The sequence below is a fragment of the Aestuariibius violaceus genome (genome assembly GCF_040779325.2).
Classification (GTDB): Bacteria; Pseudomonadota; Alphaproteobacteria; order Rhodobacterales; family Rhodobacteraceae; genus Aestuariibius; species Aestuariibius violaceus.
The window spans coordinates 134,077-149,585 of sequence record NZ_JBFONT020000001.1; the positions used below are offsets into that span (position 1 = coordinate 134,077).

The following is a 15,509-nucleotide window of genomic DNA, read 5'->3' on the forward strand; positions in this document are numbered from 1 at the left end:
CAAATCATCAGCCTAGCACTCACCCCCCGCCCGGATCATGTTACGTATCGGCCGGACCTCGCCGTAGAAGGGCCGCACAAAATCTGACAATGTCCGGAACGCGTGGATGAGATGCGCCTGATAACCGGGGGCTGAAAGGACGGCGCCGTCCACATCAAATCTGATATACCGACTCCGGAACATGATCTCGCGATGGAGCTTCTTCTCTCCAGGAAGTTTGACCGTTGATATTCTGAGGTCTTGCGCGGGAGCGGTCGAAGCAACCTCAACACCGTCGTCGTCCTCGACCAGAAGATCGAGATAATGATCTATCCCATCCCTGTCCCGTCTGTATTTGAGTGGCTCGTATGGACCGTATCGGCGCGGAAGCGCTTCGGGTAACACCGCTTCTATCTCGGAGAGGAGCGCCCTAAGCCCGTCCCGATCGGTAAAAAGATCATGCGCGAACCACCAGCCGAAGCTCAAAACGGTCGCCCGCTCGCCCTCTTGCTGATCGGCCGCGACGGCTTGTCGGACCGCCTTTGCCAAACGCAGCGACGGCGGCACCCAAACCTCCCCGGTCTGAAGATCCTCGACAGCCCCTTCAGCGGTCTTAGCGACCCCTCGAGCAATCTTTCGAAGATGCCGGTATGCCGCAAACGAGGCTCCAATCGGCGAGAGATGAAGCTCAATCAAAGTAACCGGGCCACGAAACACGGCAGTGACTTCAGGCGGGATGTCCTCCGGTTCGATCGGATGGACGAATGCAGAGATCGCCCAAGCGCTGCGCTCCAGCAGCAGCTGATCCTGACCCGCCAAACCTAGTGCCTGAAGACTTTCTCGTGCCGTCTCAAGGTCAGCACGAACCCAGACGGATACATCATAGCTCATCGCATCGACCCTTCAGCATCCACGAGCTTTTAGATCGAGGGCGCGGGCAGTTCATAGGCTGGATTGAATTCGATAGTCGCATGGCATCGCAGGACGTCATGTATCGATCGGCTCGATCATGCCTTTTCGTCTATCCGGGCGATTCGCGGCGGTAAAGGCACGAGAACCGGTAACGTTGATGAAACTTTAGGGCTCCGAGAATCATTGCTCAAATGCTACGCTGCAAGCGTTTTAAGACCGGAGTATTTTGCGATGCACAAATTGATGATCGTGACCTTTGGCGCGCTCGCCTGGATGTGGTGGGAATTGAGCGGCGGGTCGGATTTCCGCCCGATGTCCGAAATCGTGGCCGAGGCACAGGCGGCCGACCAAGGCGTCGTCGAGGTTGCAGAGGCCGAAGAGGTCACCCCCGCGCCGACACAAGAGATCGTGGCGCGGGCCGACCTCACCCCTGCCTCCCTGCCGATCCTTCCCGCATCCGCCGAGCAGACCTTTGCCGAAGAGCTGCCCGTACCGACGCCAGCCGTTGCGACCTCAGATACAGGCTTTATCGCCGATGAGCGGGTTGTCGAAGTCGCCGCCGAACCGGCGGCCGACCTGCGCGCGGTTGCCGGGTCCCGCGTCAACATGCGCGCCGGTCCCGGCACCTCTCACGGCGTCATCGCCACCCTCAGCCGCGGCGATGCCGTCGAGGTCATCGACACCAACGGCGCCGGCTGGCTACAGCTGCGCGCTGTTGACCTCGACCGCGTCGGCTGGATGGCGGAACGGCTGGTCACCGACTAAGCGACCGGCGCACCCAGAGCTTACTTTGGCGTCAACGAAGACAGGCTGCGACAATCTCGCGACCTGTCAATCTTCCTTTACACTTGCCGACTCCCGTAGCGTCAACGTAAATTGACACTTATGAGTGTCGCCTCCCCCGTTGCCGCACGGCGCTGGCCAGAGCCGCTGGCCGCTCTCACCCTGATCAAGCCGGTGACGTGGTTCCCGCCGATCTGGGCCTATCTCTGCGGGCTGGTCTCCTCGGGCGCGCCATTCGCCGGCAGCTGGGATCTCGTGATCCTCGGCGTCTTCCTCGCGGGCCCCGTCGTCTGCGGGATGAGCCAGGCGGCCAATGACTGGTGCGACCGCCATGTCGACGCGATCAACGAGCCGAACCGCCCGATCCCCTCGGGCCGCGTGCCCGGCCGCTGGGGCCTCTGGATCGCGCTGGCCATGACGGCGCTGTCGCTGATCCTCGGCTGGCAGCTTGGCCCTTGGGGCTTCGCCGCAACCCTTTTCGGCGTCGCCGCCGCCTGGGCCTACTCGGCCGAGCCCGTCCGCCTCAAGCGCTCCGGCCTCTGGGGGCCGGGCCTCGTCGCGCTCTGCTATGAAGGCGTGCCGTGGTTCACCGGCGCTGCGGTCCTCTCCGCGGGCGCCCCCCGCCCCGAGATCATCACCATCGCTGCGCTCTATGCCGCTGGCGCCCACGGCATCATGACGCTGAACGATTTCAAGGCGCTGGAAGGCGACCGCGCGACAGGGATCGCTTCCTTACCCGTCACGCAGGGGCCAGAGCGCGCCGCAAAGATCGCCTGCCTCACCATGGCCGTCCCGCAGCTCGCCGTGATCGGCCTCCTGCTCTATTGGTCCCAACCCTTTCACGCCGCAGGCATCGCCGCGCTTCTCGCCGCCCAGCTCTGGGCGATGCGCGTCCTGCTGACCGATCCCAAGGCGCGGGCGCCGTGGTACAACGGCACCGGCGTCCTCTTCTACGTCTCGGGCATGATGATCGCGGCCTTCGCGCTCAGGGGGATGGCATGACGCTCAGCTGGCTTCAGATCGCCCGCCTCGGCCTCGTGCAGACCGCGCTCGGCGCCATCGTCCTGCTGACGACGGCCACCCTCAACCGCCTGATGGTGGTCGAGCTGTCGCTGCCGGCGATCCTCCCTGGCCTGCTGGTCGGCCTCTATTACGGCATCCAGATCACCCGTCCCCATTGGGGCTTCCGCTCCGACACCGAAGGGCGCCGCACCCGCTGGATCATCGGCGGCATGGCGGTCCTCGCCGTGGGCGGCATGGCCGCGGCCGCCTCCGTCGTGCTGATGGAAACGGCCTTCCTCCCCGGCCTGATCCTCGCCATCACGGCCTACGGCCTGATCGGCCTCGGCGTCGGCGCCTCGGGCACCTCGCTGCTCGCGCTGCTCGCCACCACGACCGCGCCCAACCGCCGGGCCGCCGCCGCGACGATCACCTGGCTGATGATGATCGCGGGCATCGCCGTCACCGCCGTTCTGGTCGGCCTCCACCTCGATCCCGAAAACGCGACGGGCACCGGCTATTCCCCCGCCCTCCTCCTTCGCATCGTCGCCATCGTCACGGGCGCGGCCTTCGTCATCACCACGCTCGCCGTCTGGGGGATCGAGCGCAAGGTCGCCGCCATCCGCGACCCCGATCCCGTCCCCTTCCGCGAGGGCCTGGCAGAGGTCTGGGCCGAACCCGCCGCCCGCCATTTCACGATCTTCGTCTTCGTCTCCATGACCGCCTATTTCATGCAAGAGCTGATCCTGGAACCTTACGCTGGCCTCGTCTTCGGCTTCACGCCGGGCCAATCCACCGCGCTCGGCGGTCCGCAGAACGGCGGCGCGTTCCTCGGCATGCTGACCGTCGGCCTCCTCGCCTCCGGCCTCAAGATCGGTGCGCTGCGCACCTGGACGATCGCGGGCTGCACCGGCTCCGCCGCCGCACTGATCCTGATCGGCCTCCTCGGCCAGATCGGGCCGGGCGCGCCGCTCGTCCCCGCCGTCGCGATGCTCGGCTTCTTCAACGGCATGTTCGCCGTCGCCGCCATCGGGTCGATGATGCAGCTCGCCCATGACGGCCGCGAGCGGCGCGAAGGCACCCGCATGGGCCTCTGGGGCGCCGCCCAGGCCCTGGCAGGCGGCATCGGCGCCCTTCTCGGCACCGGCCTTGTCGATATCGCCCGCCTCGCCCTGCCCGACCCCGCCGCCTTCGGCACCGTCTTCTTCGCCGAAGCCGCCCTCTTCCTCGCCGCCGCAGCCCTTGCCGCTGCGGTTATCGCCCCGCGCCCGCGCGCGGCCCACGCAATTGCCGGAGAATGACGCTATGACCGAAGATCATTTCGACGTCGTCGTCGTGGGCGGCGGCCCCGCCGGCGCCACCGCGGCGGAAGAGCTTGCCAGAAAAGGCCACAAGGTCGCGCTGCTCGACCGGGCAGGCCGCATCAAGCCCTGCGGCGGCGCCGTGCCGCCTCGGCTGATCCACGATTTCGACATCCCCGACAGCCAGATCGTCGCCCGCATCAAGACCGCGCGGATGATCTCGCCCACCGGGCGGCGCGTCGATATCCCGATCGAGAACGGCTATGTCGGCATGGTCGACCGCGAACATTTCGACGAATTCCTCCGCGACCGCGCAGCCAAGGCCGGCGCAACCCGCCTCACCGGCACGTTCATCAGGATCGAACGCTACGGCATGGGCCCCCACGTCCTCTACCGAGACAAGGCCACGGGCGAGACCAGGCGCCTGATGACCAAGCTCGTCATCGGCGCCGACGGCGCCCGGTCCGATGTCGCCCGCGCAGAAGTCCCGGGCGGCGACACCATCCCCTACGTCATCGCCTATCACGAGATTATCGAGGCCCCCGCGGCCTTTGCCGACTACGATCCCGACCGCTGCGACGTGATCTACGACGGTGCGATCTCGCCCGACTTCTACGGCTGGGTCTTCCCGCACGGGGCGCAGGCCAGCGTCGGCATGGGCACCGGCCAGGACGGCGTCGACCTCAAACAGGCCACCGCCGATCTGCGCGTCGCCTCTGGCCTGGCCGACTGCAAGACGATCCGCCGCGAAGGCGCGCCGATCCCGCTGAAACCACTCGACAAATGGGACAACGGCCAGGACGTTCTGCTGGCCGGAGATGCCGCGGGCGTCGTCGCCCCGTCCTCGGGCGAAGGCATCTATTACGCGATGATCGGTGGCCAAGTTGCCGCACAAGCCGCGGCATCCTGCCTCGCGACAGGACGCGCCCGTGACCTCGCCCGCGCCCGTAAGGTATTCCTCAAGGAGCATGGCCAGGTCTTCCGGGTCCTTGGCGCCATGCAGAACGCCTATTACCGCTCGGACGACCGGCGCGAACGCTTCGTGTCGCTCTGCCATGACATCGACGTCCAGCGCCTGACATTCGAGGCCTACATGAACAAGAAACTCGTCAAGGCCCGCCCCCTTGCCCACCTCAAGATCGGGGTCAAGAACGTGGCCCACCTGACCGGCCTCGTCGCGGCCACGCGCGTATGACCGGAATGATTCCAGCCTGGGTCGACGGGGCGCTCAAACCCGTCGAAAAGCTCGAGGTTCACCGCAAGGGCCTTAAACACAAGGCGGTGTCCGTCTTCGTGACCGCCGGAAGTCGTGTGCTGATACAGCAACGCGCGAAGGGCAAATATCACTCGGGCGGCCTCTGGGCGAACACGTGCTGCACCCATCCGGACTGGAACGAGGCGCCCGCCGACTGCGCCGTGCGCCGCCTGAAGGAAGAGCTTGGGATCACCGGCCTCTACCCCGCCTGGCGCGACCGGATCGAGTACCGCGCCGATGTGGGCGGCGGCCTGATCGAGCATGAGGTGGTCGATATCTTCCTCGCCCAGACGCCCCGTGGCCTGTCACTCGACCCCGACCCGGACGAGGTGATGGATACCCGCTGGATCGATTTCTACGAGCTTTCCGCCGAGGTTCGCCGCCACCCCGACCGCTTCACCGCCTGGATGCGCATCTACCTCGCCGACCACGCAGACGCGATCTTCGGCAGCTTCATGGCCGCCGGCGAGTAGACGCTTCGCGGCGTCGGGTAACGCCAGAGATGGCCGTGTTGCGCTACGCTGCGGCAATGTGCGTTGCGCGAGCGGTGGTGCAAAGTGCGTCCGAGGCGATTCGCCGGTAAACACCCTTGTTTTGCTGAAAAACGGCGTGTCGGCACTTGGTCGGAGTAACGTCGGCATATGGTCGGAGGGGGCCGGGCCGAAATCCCGCAGTAACGGACCGTTCTGCTGCGCTGCGGCGCAACGGCAGGGACAATCCGATGGATGGGGGAGACTGTTTCCAGCATGGATGATGGGTGAAATCACCCATCCTACGTTGCCTCGGACGCCATCGCCCCGACTAAAACAGCTCAGTCGGGCAGCCGGACGATCATCTCCATCTCGATCTGGAGATCCGGCCCGGCCAAAGCCGCAACCCCGATACCCGTGACGCTTGGCTGCGCGCCATCGAACATCGCAAGGAGGTGCGGCATGATCTGTTCCTGGCGTTCGGATGTCAGGTCCACCAGATAGACACGCGCCATGATAACATCATGGGGCGTGGCATTGACCGCTTCGAGAGCTGCCTTGGCATTTTCGGCAACCGTTTTGGCCTGTTCCGCGAGGGCGGATGGAACAGCTTCTCCGCCTGGCTTCCAAGCGACCTGACCGGAGATGAAAGCCAGCCGGCCGGGTTCGGCAATCGTGATCTGCGAATACCCCATCTCGGCGGCATTCGGGAGAGATGGCGGGTTCAAGCGTGTGAGGGCCTGTGTCATAGATGATCCTAACTTGTTCTTGGAATTCTATGTGAATGACATGAAAAACTCTGCATATGTAGAGGACGCACGTCAATGGTGAATCCGGCGCGCCGCACGGCCATTCTGGATGCGGTGATCGAGCTTCTCGCCACGCGCGGGCTGGAGGGCGTGACGCATCGCGCCGTCGATGAGGGGGCCGGTCTGCCGCCCGGGTCATCGTCCTACTATTTCCCGAAGAAGGCGGCGCTGCTGATTGCGGGATCGGAGCATCTTGCCGCGCTGCTGGGGAAGGATTGCGACGAGCTGCAGGTCAGCTTTGCCGAGATCGCGGCGACCGACGGGATGGATGCGGCGGTCAGGCATGTCGCCGACGAGCTTGTCTCGTATGCCGACGAGTCGCGGACCCTCTTTCTCGCACGGATGGAGCTGACGATGGCGGCGGCCCGGCGGGAGGATCTGGCCGATGTCGGTACGCTTTTGACGGCGGCGGCCCAGCGGCCGATCAGGTTCTTCCTGCAACTCATCTCGGAGGGCCGTGAGGATGTGCCGATCGAGACCTGTGCCGGGCTCATCGACGGGATCGGATTGATGTATGCGACCGGTCAAGGCCCCAAGCCGACGATCGATCAGGTGGAGGCTGTTTTCCGGTCTGTGCTTTAGGGGGCGTGGGGTGGCTTGGGGCCACAGGCCCCCGGCTTCTAGCTGCGCTTGCGCGAGATCCCGTCGGGAACCCTGCGGCGCCACCGCTGCCCAAGCGGGCATCTGACCGGTAAGGATCGACGAAGCGTTAGTGAACCCTTTAACCCGCAAAGGCAGCCCAGGCGTTCGGGATAAGCTCCCTTAGGATGCAGCCTTTGCGATCAGATCGCCGCGACGCTTCCGCGCTCCATCAGCTCCACCTCTAGCAGGTCGGGGCCGTCGGGCGCCTCCACCGCCCCGATCAATCCCATCAATGTGCGCATCGCCGTCTCGCCGATCTCCAGCCGCGGCTGGCGGATCGTCGTGAGCGGCGGGATCGTCGCCTGCGCGAACGAGATATCGTCGAAGCCGATCACCGAGACATCCTCCGGCACCCGCACGCCGCGCATCGCCAGCGCCGCGATCAGCCCGATCGCCATCTCGTCGTTGGCCGAAAACACCGCCGTCGGGCGCGGGTCCAGCGACAGCAGCACCTCGGCCGCCGCCATCCCGCTCTGGATCGTGAAATCCCCCTGGATCAGGTGAAATGCCGGGACGCCCGCCCGGTCCAGCGCATCGTTGAAACCGCTTTTCCGTTGATCGGTCAGGATATTCCCCTCAGGCCCCGCCAGATGGCACAGCACCCGGTGCCCGCGCTCCACCAGATACGTCGTCGCCAGGTCCGCCGCCGCCCGGTTGTCGATGCCCACATGGGGCACGACCTGCGGGTCGAGCGCCTCCGACACCGATACGATCGGCGCCAGTCCCCCACGCCGGGCCGCGATCCGCTCGGCCACCGCCTGCGGCAGCCGCCCGTTCAGCAGCAGCGCCCCGTCCGAGCGCCCGTTGATCAGGTAGTCGAGGAAGGCCAGCTCGCGCCGATCTTCCCCCGCCGTATCGCCGATCAGGATCGTCTGACCCGCGGCAGAGGCGACCTTTTCGATCCCCGCGAGGATCTCGGAAAAGAACGTGTTCCCGATATCCGGCACCAGAACCAGCACCGCATTGGCCCGCTGCTGCCTAAGGGTCCGGGCCGCGATGTTCAGCGTGAATCCGGTCTCGGCGATCGCGTCCTGCACCGCCTTGCGGGTCGATTCGGTGACGATGCCCGGCGTATGGATCGCGCGGCTCACCGTGGCGGTCGAAACGCCCGCAATCCGTGCCACATCCCCGATCGTTGCGCGCTTGTTCATCACCTAACCCACTGATCTTTCCCGCTTATGCCAGCGCACCGCGCCGATCAAGAAAGCCCTTTACAGATCGAAATGTAAAGGATTACATTTCTATGTAAAGGTTTACATCCGGCCGAAAGGCCACGGGAGGAGAGGATGAACCAGAACGGCGCCCCGCTGCTTGCGGGCCGGGGCCTGCGCAAATCCTACGGACCGGTCGAGGTGCTGCACGGCGTCGATTTCGACATCCGTACGGGCGAGGTTCACGCGCTTCTGGGCGAAAACGGCGCCGGCAAGTCGACGCTGGTCAAGATCCTCTCTGGCTTCGTGGCGCCCACCGCCGGAGAGATCCTGCTGAACGGCCAGCCCGTCACTTTCCACACCATGCGCGACGCCGAAGATCAGGGCGTCGTCCTGATCCACCAGGAATTCAACCTCGCCGACCTCCGCACGGTGGAGGAAAACATCTTCCTCGGCCGCGAATTGCGCAAGGGGCCCTTCCTCGACAAGCCCGCCATGCGGGCCGAGGCGCGGCGGCTTCTCGACCAGCTCAACTGCAAAGCGCCCGAGACGGCGGCGGTCGCCGACCTCGCCGTGGCCGACAAGCAGATGGTCGAAATCGCCAAGGCCATGTCGCGCCACGCCAGGGTGCTCTTCCTCGACGAACCGACGGCCGTTCTGACCAAGGCCGAAACGGCGGTGCTCTTCGATCTGGTCCGGCGGCTCAAGGCCGAGGGCGTGGGCATCGTCTTCATCTCCCACAAGCTCGACGAGGTCGAAGAGATCGCCGATCGCATCACCGTCCTGCGCGACGGCACCCTGGTCGAGACGATCCCGGCCGCGGGGGTCAGCCCCGATGACATGGCACGCATGATGGTTGGTCGCGAACTGACCGACTTCTACCCCGATATTCCCGCTCCCGCAGACGATGCGCCCGCGCTGCTGGATGTCGAAAGCCTCTCCGCCCCCGGCGTCCGGAACACCAGCTTCACCCTGCACCGGGGCGAGGTGCTGGGCTTCGCCGGGCTCCAGGGCGCGGGCCGGACGGCGGTGATGGAAGCGCTGATCGGCCTCTCGCCCGCGACAGGCGGCACCATCACCCTGCGCGGCGAGACGGTCCACTTCACCGATCCCCGCCAGTCCAAGGCCGCCCGCGTCGCCTACCTGACGAAGGACCGCAAGGGGAAGGGCCTGCTGCTGCAGAACGATCTGGTCTGGAACTTCTCGCTCTTCGCGCTCGACCGGTTCGGGAAACCGTTCCTCGACAAGCGCGCCGAACGCGCCGCCTTCGATGCCGCCGCGAAAAAGGTCGACCTGCGCGCCGCCAGCCCGGCAATGACCGCCGGGTCGCTCTCGGGCGGGAACCAGCAGAAGCTCCTGCTTGCCAAGGTGCTGGAGGCCGACCCCGAGATCGTCATCATCGACGAACCCACCCGCGGCATCGATGTCGGCGCGAAATCGCAGATCTACGGCTTCATCGCGGGCCTCGCGGCAGAGGGTAAAGGCGTCATCGTCCTCTCGTCCGAGCTGCCCGAGATCATCGGCCTCAGCCACCGCGTCGTCGTCATGCACCAGGGCCGCACCACCGGCTGCCTGACCGGCACCGACATCACAGAAGAGATCATCATGCGCCACGCCTCGGGCCTCGTGCCCCCGAAGGCGGCGTGAGGGAGACCGCCATGAGCGACACGACCATAGCCCCCAAGCGGCCCCTGCGCGGCCTCGACTGGAAGATGCTGGGCCCGCTCGCGGCGCTGGTCCTGCTGCTGGTGATCGGCGCCTTTCTCAACGACAATTTCCTGTCGACAGCAAACCTGCTGAACATCCTCACCCGCGCCGCCTTCATCGGCATCATCGCCATCGGCGCGACCTTCGTGATTTCCTCGGGCGGGATCGACCTCTCCGTCGGCTCGATGGCGGCTTTCACCGCGGGCATGATGATCATCCTGATGAACTGGATGCTCGGCATGACCGACGTGATCTGGCTGATCGTGCTGGCCGGCATCGCCGCGGGTGCCCTGATCGGGACCAGCGCAGGCTTCATCAACGGGCTTTTCATCACCCGCGGCGGGATCGAGGCCTTCATCGTTACGCTCGGCACGATGGGCATCTACCGCAGCCTCGTCACCTGGCTTGCCGATGGCGGCACGCTCTCGCTCGACAGCGACGTGCGCAGCCTCTACCGGCCGGTCTATTACGGCGACATCCTTGGCCTGCCGGTGCCGGTCATCCTCTTTGCGCTGACGGCGCTCGCCGGCTGGGTGATCCTCAACAACACCGCCTTCGGCCGCCACGTCCAGTCGGTCGGCGCGAACGAGGATGTGGCGCGCTATTCGGCCATCAACACCGACCGCATCAAGCTCTACGCCTACATGATCCAGGGCGCCTGCGTGGCGCTGGCCACCATCGTCTACGTCCCCCGCCTCGGCTCCGCCTCCGCCTCGACCGGCGTGTTGTGGGAGCTTGAGGCGATCGCCGCCGTCATCATCGGCGGCACGCTTCTCAAAGGCGGCTACGGGCGCATCGGCGGCACCGTCGCAGGCGCGCTGATCCTCACGCTGATCGGCAACATCCTGAACCTGACCGATCTGATCTCGAACTATCTCAACGGCGCCGTCCAGGGCGTCATCATCATCGCGGCCGTGTTCCTGCAGCGGGGCCTCAGCCGCAAGTCATCGTAGTGTTCATGAAGGGAGGAAAATCCATGAAACATTTCGTATCAGCCCTCGCCCTGTCGGCCGCCATGGCCACCGGCGCGGCGGCAGAGGACGTCACCATCGGCGTCTCCATCCCGGCGGCGACCCACGGCTGGGCAGGCGGGCTCAACTGGCACGCCGAAGAGGCCGCAAAGCGCCTCGAGGCCGCCCATGAAGGGCTCGACATCGTCATCAACGCCGCAGGCTCCGCGACCGAACAGGCCAACGCGCTGGAAGACATGGTCGCGGTCCAGCAGATCGACGCCCTCGTCATCCTGCCGTTCGAATCCGACCCGCTGACCGACCCGGTCCGCCAGGTCGCCGAAAGCGGCGCCTTCATCACCGTCGTCGATCGCGGCCTCGCTGATCCCTCGATCCAGAACATCTATGTCGCGGGCGACAATGTGGGCTTCGGCCGCTCGGCCGGCGAATACATGGTCGACCGTCTGGGTGGCTCGGGCAATGTCGTCGCCATGCGGGGCATCCCCACCGTGATCGACGACCAGCGGATGCAGGGCTTTGAAGAGGCGATCGAAGGCTCCGGCATCGAACTCATGGCCGCCGAACACGCCAACTGGTCGCGCGACGACGCCTTCGAGGTCATGCAGGACTACCTGACCCGCTTCCCCGAGATCGACGCCGTCTGGGCCGCCGATGACGACATGGCGCAAGGCGCGCTCGAGGCGATCCGCGAAGCGGGCCGCGAGGACGAGATGTTCCTCGTCGGCGGCGGCGGGGCTGCGGCCGTTATCCGCGGCGTGGCCGATGGCAGCGAAACGATCCCGGCGACCGTCCTCTACCCGCCATCGATGATCGCCACGGCCATGGACCTGACCGTCGCGCGCTTCATGTCGAACGGCCCGGTCGAAGGCACCTTCAACCTCGCCTCACCGCTGATCACCTCGGACAATGCCGAGGCGTTCTACTACGCGGACTCGCCGTATTGAGCTGAGCGAAGAGGGCAGCGCCCGACCCTGGGTGGGCGCTGCTCCGGTTCTGCGTTGCAAGCCGTTTTCACTCGCCTGAGGGGCAGGCGGTTTGCGACCTAGCAAAAGCGCCCTCCCGTGGGGAGGGTCGGGCGCTGCCCGGCGTGCCGCCGGGCGGAGCATCTGATCGGCGCGATGAAGAGGATGAGAGCATGACACGATCCATGAAAGGCCCCGGCCTCTTCCTGGCGCAATTCGCGGGCGACGACGCGCCGTTCAACAGCCTTGAGGCCATCACGAAATGGGCCGCAGGCCTCGGCTACACGGGCGTCCAGATCCCCACCTTCGATACGCGCCTCTTCGACCTCGACAAGGCCGCGGGCAGCCAGACCTATTGCGACGAGGTCAAGGGCCTCTGCGCCGAGGCCGGCGTCGAGATCACGGAGCTCTCCACCCACCTGCAAGGCCAGCTCGTCGCGGTCCACCCCGCCTATGACACGGCCTTCGACGCCTTCGCGCCCGCCGAACTCCACGGCAAGCCCGCAGCGCGCCAGGCCTGGGCCACCGACCAGATGAAGAAAGCCGCGACCGCCTCGCGCAACCTCGGCCTCGATGTCTCCGTCAGCTTCACCGGCTCACTCGCCTTCCCGTTCCTCTACCCCTGGCCCCAGCGCCCGGCGGGCCTGATCGAGGAGGCCTTCGCCGAACTCGCCCGCCGCTGGCGCCCGATCCTCGATGTCTATGACGCGCACGGCGTCGATATCGCCTATGAGATCCACCCCGGAGAGGACGTCTTCGACGGCGCCACCTGGGAACGCTTCCTCGATGCGACCGGCCAGCACCCCCGCGCCGCGATCAACTACGATCCCAGCCACTTCCTGCTCCAGCAGCTCGACTACCTCGCCTTCATCGACCTCTACCACGACCGCATCCGCGCCTTTCACGTCAAGGATGCCGAATTCCTCCCCACCGGGCGGCAGGGGGTCTATTCCGGCTATGCTGGGTGGGTCGACCGCGCCGCTAGGTTCCGAAGCCTCGGCGACGGGCAGGTCGATTTCCCCGGCATCTTTTCCCGGCTCGCGCAGTATGGCTACGACAGCTGGGCGGTGCTCGAATGGGAATGCTGCCTGAAATCGCCCGAACAGGGCGCCGCTGAGGGCGCGCCCTTCATTGCCCGCCACATCATCGAGCTGACCGACAAGGCCTTCGACGATTTCGCGGGCGCCGAAACCGACACCGCCCGGAACCGCGCCATGCTGGGGATCGACCGATGAGGCCGCTGCGCCTCGGCATGGTCGGCGGCGGGCAGGGCGCCTTCATCGGCGCGGTCCACCGCATCGCCGCCCGGCTCGATGGCCACTGGCAGCTCGTCGCGGGCGCCTTTTCGTCCGACGCCGCCCGCGCCCATGCTTCCGCTGCCGAACTGAACGTCGCCCCCGACCGCTCCTATGCCGACTTCGCCGAGATGGCCCGGGCGGAAGCCGCCCGTGACGACGGGATCGAGGCGGTCAGCATCGTCACCCCAAACCACATGCACGCCCCCGTCGCGACAGCCTTCCTTGAGGCCGGGATCCCCGTCATCTGCGACAAGCCGCTGACCGCCACCCTGCCCGAGGCCGAGGCGCTGGCGGAAACCGTCGCCCGCACCGGCACGCCGTTCTTCCTGACCCACAACTACACCGGCTACCCCCTGATCCGCGAAGCGCGGGAAATCGTGGCGCGCGGCGATCTCGGCCGCCTCCGCGTCGTGCAGGCCGAATACGCGCAGGACTGGCTGGCCGAAAAGCTCGAGGAGACGGGCCAGAAGCAGGCCGCCTGGCGCACCGATCCGGCGAAATCCGGCGCCGGCGGCGCGATTGGCGATATCGGCACCCACGCCTTCAACCTTCTGGAATTCGTCACCGGCACGCAGGCGACCCACCTCGCCGCCGACCTCACAAGCTTCGTCGACGGCCGCAGACTCGACGACAACGCCCATATCCTGCTGCGGCTTCAGGACGGCGCCAAGGGCATGCTCTGGGCCAGTCAGATCGCCCCGGGGCACGAAAACGGGCTGAGGCTCCGGATCTATGGCGACAAGGCCGGCCTCGAATGGTCGCAGGAAGATCCCAACCGCCTCCGCTTCACCAGGCTCGGCGCCCCCGCCCAGTGGCTGACCCGCGCCGGCGCCGGAACCGGGAGCCTCACGACCCGCATCCCCCCGGGCCACCCCGAAGGCTACCTCGAAGCCTTCGCGACGCTCTACACCGAAGCCGCCTCCGACCTGCGTCAGCCGGGCGCCGCGCCCCTTCTGCCGGGCATCGAGGACGGCCTCCGCGGCATGCGCTTCGTCACGTCCTGCGTCACCTCGGCCCGGAACGACTGCGCCTGGACAGCGCTCTAGGCCCCGTGCACCTCGCCCCGCATCCGGGCGAGGTGATCGTCCCAGCCCTTGTCCATCGCCAGCGTCAGATCGAACGCCTCCGCCCCCTCCGGCAGCCCTTCATGCCGCAACGCAAGGCGCGTGCCCCCCGGCACCTCCTCCAACTGCCACTTCACGATGCTGGTCCGGTCCCCCATGGGCCGGATGGTGAAGGTGTATTCCAGCCGCGCATAGGGCTCCGCCACCAGCACCTCGCCCCATATCAGCTTGTCGCCGCTCTCCGTCCCGAACATCTCGTAGGCCCCGTCCACCAGCGGCGCGGCGGGTTTGTGAAACCACGTCGCCAGCTTCTCGGGCTCGGTCAGATAGGCCCAGACCTGCGCGGGCGTTGCTTTCAGATAGATGGCTTTCGTCAGAACCGGATCGGTCATTGGACGTCCTTCTCAATCTCAGATTTCAGTGCGCTCAGGCGATCGTCCCAGAAGACGTCGAAATACCCGAACCAGTCGAAGACCCGCCTCAGCCCGTCGGGGTTGAACGAATTCCGGCGCGTCCGGCCGACGGTCTCGACCCGGATCAGATCGCCCTCGCTCAGGACGGCGAGGTGCTTTTTGACGGCGGCCCGGGTCATCTGGAAGTTCTCGGCCACCTCGGCGATCGTCATCTCGTCCTTCGCCAGAAGCCGAAGGATGCTGCGCCGCGTCGGATCGGCCAGCGCGCGGAACCCCAGCTGCTCGGCCTCCGTCATGGCTGCACAGGGACAAAGTCGAACGCCCCATCCTGATACAGATAGGCAACGCACGGAATGTCCGAGACGCAGGCAGAGACATGGGCCAGACCGCTGGGAATGGCGTAGAACGCCCCCGGCCCGATCCGCCGCGCCGCCCCGGGATCCGTATCGCTCGGGTAGTGGATCATCTCTCCCTGCAACATCACGCCGTACATATTGGCCGATTTCACGTGCGGCGGGCTGACGGTCCCGGCGGGAAGCTCGACCAGGGCCTGATAGGCCTCTGCAAAGCGGTCCCCCTGCAACGGTGCGAAGGACACGCCTTCCGGCGTGCGCTCCCAGGCAAAGTCCGTCTCGCCCAGCAGCGTGATCTCTTCAGCGGTCGCGGGCGCGGCGACCACACCGGCAACAAGGGCCAAAATTGGCAGAACGTGTTTCATGATGATTCTCATCTGATACCTTTTGGTATCTCTTTTTGTGATACTGAAAGGTATCATGTCAAGCCTGGACATAAT

The 15,509-nt window shown here is 66.1% G+C and carries 17 protein-coding genes; 11 read left to right on the forward strand and 6 right to left on the reverse strand.

What is annotated here, in order from left to right:
- Nucleotides 1-12: 12 nt before the first annotated feature.
- On the reverse strand, nucleotides 13-870 hold the full coding sequence (locus tag AADZ90_RS00685) for a hypothetical protein (protein ID WP_367311397.1): 858 nt from the start codon (nucleotides 868-870) through the stop codon (nucleotides 13-15).
- Nucleotides 871-1,122: 252 nt separating this feature from the next.
- Here AADZ90_RS00685 and AADZ90_RS00690 point away from each other — a divergent pair, with 252 nt between their 5' ends.
- The 5 genes from AADZ90_RS00690 (at nucleotide 1,123) to AADZ90_RS00710 (ending at nucleotide 5,702) form a co-directional block, all read left to right on the forward strand.
- Entirely contained in the window at nucleotides 1,123-1,656 is a 534-nt protein-coding gene (locus AADZ90_RS00690) for an SH3 domain-containing protein (RefSeq protein WP_367311396.1), read from the forward strand.
- Nucleotides 1,657-1,776: 120 nt separating this feature from the next.
- Nucleotides 1,777-2,676 (forward strand): chlorophyll synthase ChlG, encoded by a 900-nt coding sequence (chlG, locus tag AADZ90_RS00695; RefSeq protein ID WP_367311395.1) that lies wholly within the window; start codon nucleotides 1,777-1,779, stop codon nucleotides 2,674-2,676.
- Nucleotides 2,673-3,974, forward strand: a complete 1,302-nt coding sequence (locus tag AADZ90_RS00700; protein ID WP_367311394.1) for a BCD family MFS transporter — start codon at nucleotides 2,673-2,675, stop codon at nucleotides 3,972-3,974. The genes chlG and AADZ90_RS00700 overlap by 4 nt, the downstream gene beginning before the upstream one ends.
- Before the next feature lie 4 nt (nucleotides 3,975-3,978).
- Nucleotides 3,979-5,169, forward strand: a complete 1,191-nt coding sequence (locus AADZ90_RS00705) for a geranylgeranyl diphosphate reductase (RefSeq protein ID WP_367311393.1) — start codon at nucleotides 3,979-3,981, stop codon at nucleotides 5,167-5,169.
- Nucleotides 5,166-5,702, forward strand: coding sequence for an isopentenyl-diphosphate Delta-isomerase (locus tag AADZ90_RS00710; RefSeq protein ID WP_367311392.1), 537 nt, complete (start codon nucleotides 5,166-5,168; stop codon nucleotides 5,700-5,702). The genes AADZ90_RS00705 and AADZ90_RS00710 overlap by 4 nt, the downstream gene beginning before the upstream one ends.
- A gap of 338 nt (nucleotides 5,703-6,040) precedes the next feature.
- On the opposite strand, the gene AADZ90_RS00715 is transcribed toward AADZ90_RS00710, so the two are convergent.
- Nucleotides 6,041-6,448: a RidA family protein gene (locus AADZ90_RS00715; RefSeq protein ID WP_367311391.1), complete on the reverse strand. Its 408-nt coding sequence runs from the start codon at nucleotides 6,446-6,448 to the stop codon at nucleotides 6,041-6,043.
- Nucleotides 6,449-6,523: 75 nt separating this feature from the next.
- Here AADZ90_RS00715 and AADZ90_RS00720 point away from each other — a divergent pair, with 75 nt between their 5' ends.
- A complete protein-coding gene (locus tag AADZ90_RS00720) occupies nucleotides 6,524-7,090 on the forward strand; it encodes a TetR/AcrR family transcriptional regulator (RefSeq protein WP_367311390.1) in 567 nt (188 codons plus the stop codon).
- A gap of 200 nt (nucleotides 7,091-7,290) precedes the next feature.
- Here AADZ90_RS00720 and AADZ90_RS00725 read toward each other — a convergent pair whose 3' ends face one another.
- Nucleotides 7,291-8,301 (reverse strand): LacI family DNA-binding transcriptional regulator, encoded by a 1,011-nt coding sequence (locus tag AADZ90_RS00725; RefSeq protein WP_367311389.1) that lies wholly within the window; start codon nucleotides 8,299-8,301, stop codon nucleotides 7,291-7,293.
- Nucleotides 8,302-8,436: 135 nt separating this feature from the next.
- Between AADZ90_RS00725 and AADZ90_RS00730 the strand changes: the two genes are divergently transcribed.
- The 5 genes from AADZ90_RS00730 to AADZ90_RS00750 all read left to right on the forward strand — a co-directional run bounded on the left by AADZ90_RS00730 (nucleotide 8,437) and on the right by AADZ90_RS00750 (nucleotide 14,285).
- Nucleotides 8,437-9,948, forward strand: a complete 1,512-nt coding sequence (locus AADZ90_RS00730; protein ID WP_367311388.1) for a sugar ABC transporter ATP-binding protein — start codon at nucleotides 8,437-8,439, stop codon at nucleotides 9,946-9,948.
- 11 nt (nucleotides 9,949-9,959) lie between these two features.
- A complete protein-coding gene (locus AADZ90_RS00735; RefSeq protein WP_367311387.1) occupies nucleotides 9,960-10,961 on the forward strand; it encodes an ABC transporter permease in 1,002 nt (333 codons plus the stop codon).
- Nucleotides 10,962-10,984: 23 nt separating this feature from the next.
- The gene (locus tag AADZ90_RS00740; protein WP_367311386.1) at nucleotides 10,985-11,923 is read left to right on the forward strand and encodes a substrate-binding domain-containing protein; all 939 of its coding nucleotides are present in this window, start codon (nucleotides 10,985-10,987) and stop codon (nucleotides 11,921-11,923) included.
- Nucleotides 11,924-12,114: 191 nt separating this feature from the next.
- Complete coding sequence (locus AADZ90_RS00745) at nucleotides 12,115-13,176, forward strand: sugar phosphate isomerase/epimerase family protein (RefSeq protein WP_367311385.1); 1,062 nt, start codon at nucleotides 12,115-12,117, stop codon at nucleotides 13,174-13,176.
- A complete protein-coding gene (locus AADZ90_RS00750) occupies nucleotides 13,173-14,285 on the forward strand; it encodes a Gfo/Idh/MocA family protein (protein WP_367311384.1) in 1,113 nt (370 codons plus the stop codon). The genes AADZ90_RS00745 and AADZ90_RS00750 overlap by 4 nt, the downstream gene beginning before the upstream one ends.
- Here the strand turns inward: AADZ90_RS00750 and AADZ90_RS00755 are convergent.
- Genes AADZ90_RS00755 through AADZ90_RS00765 form a run of 3 tightly spaced genes read right to left on the reverse strand, consistent with a single transcriptional unit; the run spans nucleotide 14,282 to nucleotide 15,434 of the window.
- The gene (locus AADZ90_RS00755; protein WP_367311383.1) at nucleotides 14,282-14,695 is read right to left on the reverse strand and encodes an SRPBCC family protein; all 414 of its coding nucleotides are present in this window, start codon (nucleotides 14,693-14,695) and stop codon (nucleotides 14,282-14,284) included. The genes AADZ90_RS00750 and AADZ90_RS00755 overlap by 4 nt on opposite strands.
- The gene (locus tag AADZ90_RS00760; protein WP_367311382.1) at nucleotides 14,692-15,012 is read right to left on the reverse strand and encodes an ArsR/SmtB family transcription factor; all 321 of its coding nucleotides are present in this window, start codon (nucleotides 15,010-15,012) and stop codon (nucleotides 14,692-14,694) included. Before AADZ90_RS00760 ends, AADZ90_RS00755 begins: the two co-directional genes overlap by 4 nt.
- A complete protein-coding gene (locus AADZ90_RS00765) occupies nucleotides 15,009-15,434 on the reverse strand; it encodes a cupin domain-containing protein (protein WP_367311380.1) in 426 nt (141 codons plus the stop codon). Before AADZ90_RS00765 ends, AADZ90_RS00760 begins: the two co-directional genes overlap by 4 nt.
- Nucleotides 15,435-15,509 lie beyond the last annotated feature (75 nt).

Excerpts from the sequence above, each read along its gene's own strand:
- AADZ90_RS00715 (WP_367311391.1), bottom strand. The coding sequence starts at position 6,448 with ATGACACAGGCCCTCACACGCTTGAACCCGCCATCTCTCCCGAATGCC.
- AADZ90_RS00720 (WP_367311390.1), top strand. The coding sequence starts at position 6,524 with ATGGTGAATCCGGCGCGCCGCACGGCCATTCTGGATGCGGTGATCGAG.
- AADZ90_RS00745 (WP_367311385.1), top strand. The coding sequence starts at position 12,115 with ATGACACGATCCATGAAAGGCCCCGGCCTCTTCCTGGCGCAATTCGCG.
- AADZ90_RS00685 (WP_367311397.1), bottom strand. The coding sequence starts at position 870 with ATGAGCTATGATGTATCCGTCTGGGTTCGTGCTGACCTTGAGACGGCA.
- AADZ90_RS00730 (WP_367311388.1), top strand. The coding sequence starts at position 8,437 with ATGAACCAGAACGGCGCCCCGCTGCTTGCGGGCCGGGGCCTGCGCAAA.
- AADZ90_RS00690 (WP_367311396.1), top strand. The coding sequence starts at position 1,123 with ATGCACAAATTGATGATCGTGACCTTTGGCGCGCTCGCCTGGATGTGG.
- AADZ90_RS00700 (WP_367311394.1), top strand. The coding sequence starts at position 2,673 with ATGACGCTCAGCTGGCTTCAGATCGCCCGCCTCGGCCTCGTGCAGACC.
- AADZ90_RS00750 (WP_367311384.1), top strand. The coding sequence starts at position 13,173 with ATGAGGCCGCTGCGCCTCGGCATGGTCGGCGGCGGGCAGGGCGCCTTC.
- AADZ90_RS00725 (WP_367311389.1), bottom strand. The coding sequence starts at position 8,301 with ATGAACAAGCGCGCAACGATCGGGGATGTGGCACGGATTGCGGGCGTT.
- AADZ90_RS00735 (WP_367311387.1), top strand. The coding sequence starts at position 9,960 with ATGAGCGACACGACCATAGCCCCCAAGCGGCCCCTGCGCGGCCTCGAC.
- AADZ90_RS00765 (WP_367311380.1), bottom strand. The coding sequence starts at position 15,434 with ATGAAACACGTTCTGCCAATTTTGGCCCTTGTTGCCGGTGTGGTCGCC.
- AADZ90_RS00710 (WP_367311392.1), top strand. The coding sequence starts at position 5,166 with ATGACCGGAATGATTCCAGCCTGGGTCGACGGGGCGCTCAAACCCGTC.
- AADZ90_RS00705 (WP_367311393.1), top strand. The coding sequence starts at position 3,979 with ATGACCGAAGATCATTTCGACGTCGTCGTCGTGGGCGGCGGCCCCGCC.
- chlG (WP_367311395.1), top strand. The coding sequence starts at position 1,777 with ATGAGTGTCGCCTCCCCCGTTGCCGCACGGCGCTGGCCAGAGCCGCTG.
- AADZ90_RS00755 (WP_367311383.1), bottom strand. The coding sequence starts at position 14,695 with ATGACCGATCCGGTTCTGACGAAAGCCATCTATCTGAAAGCAACGCCC.
- AADZ90_RS00760 (WP_367311382.1), bottom strand. The coding sequence starts at position 15,012 with ATGACGGAGGCCGAGCAGCTGGGGTTCCGCGCGCTGGCCGATCCGACG.
- AADZ90_RS00740 (WP_367311386.1), top strand. The coding sequence starts at position 10,985 with ATGAAACATTTCGTATCAGCCCTCGCCCTGTCGGCCGCCATGGCCACC.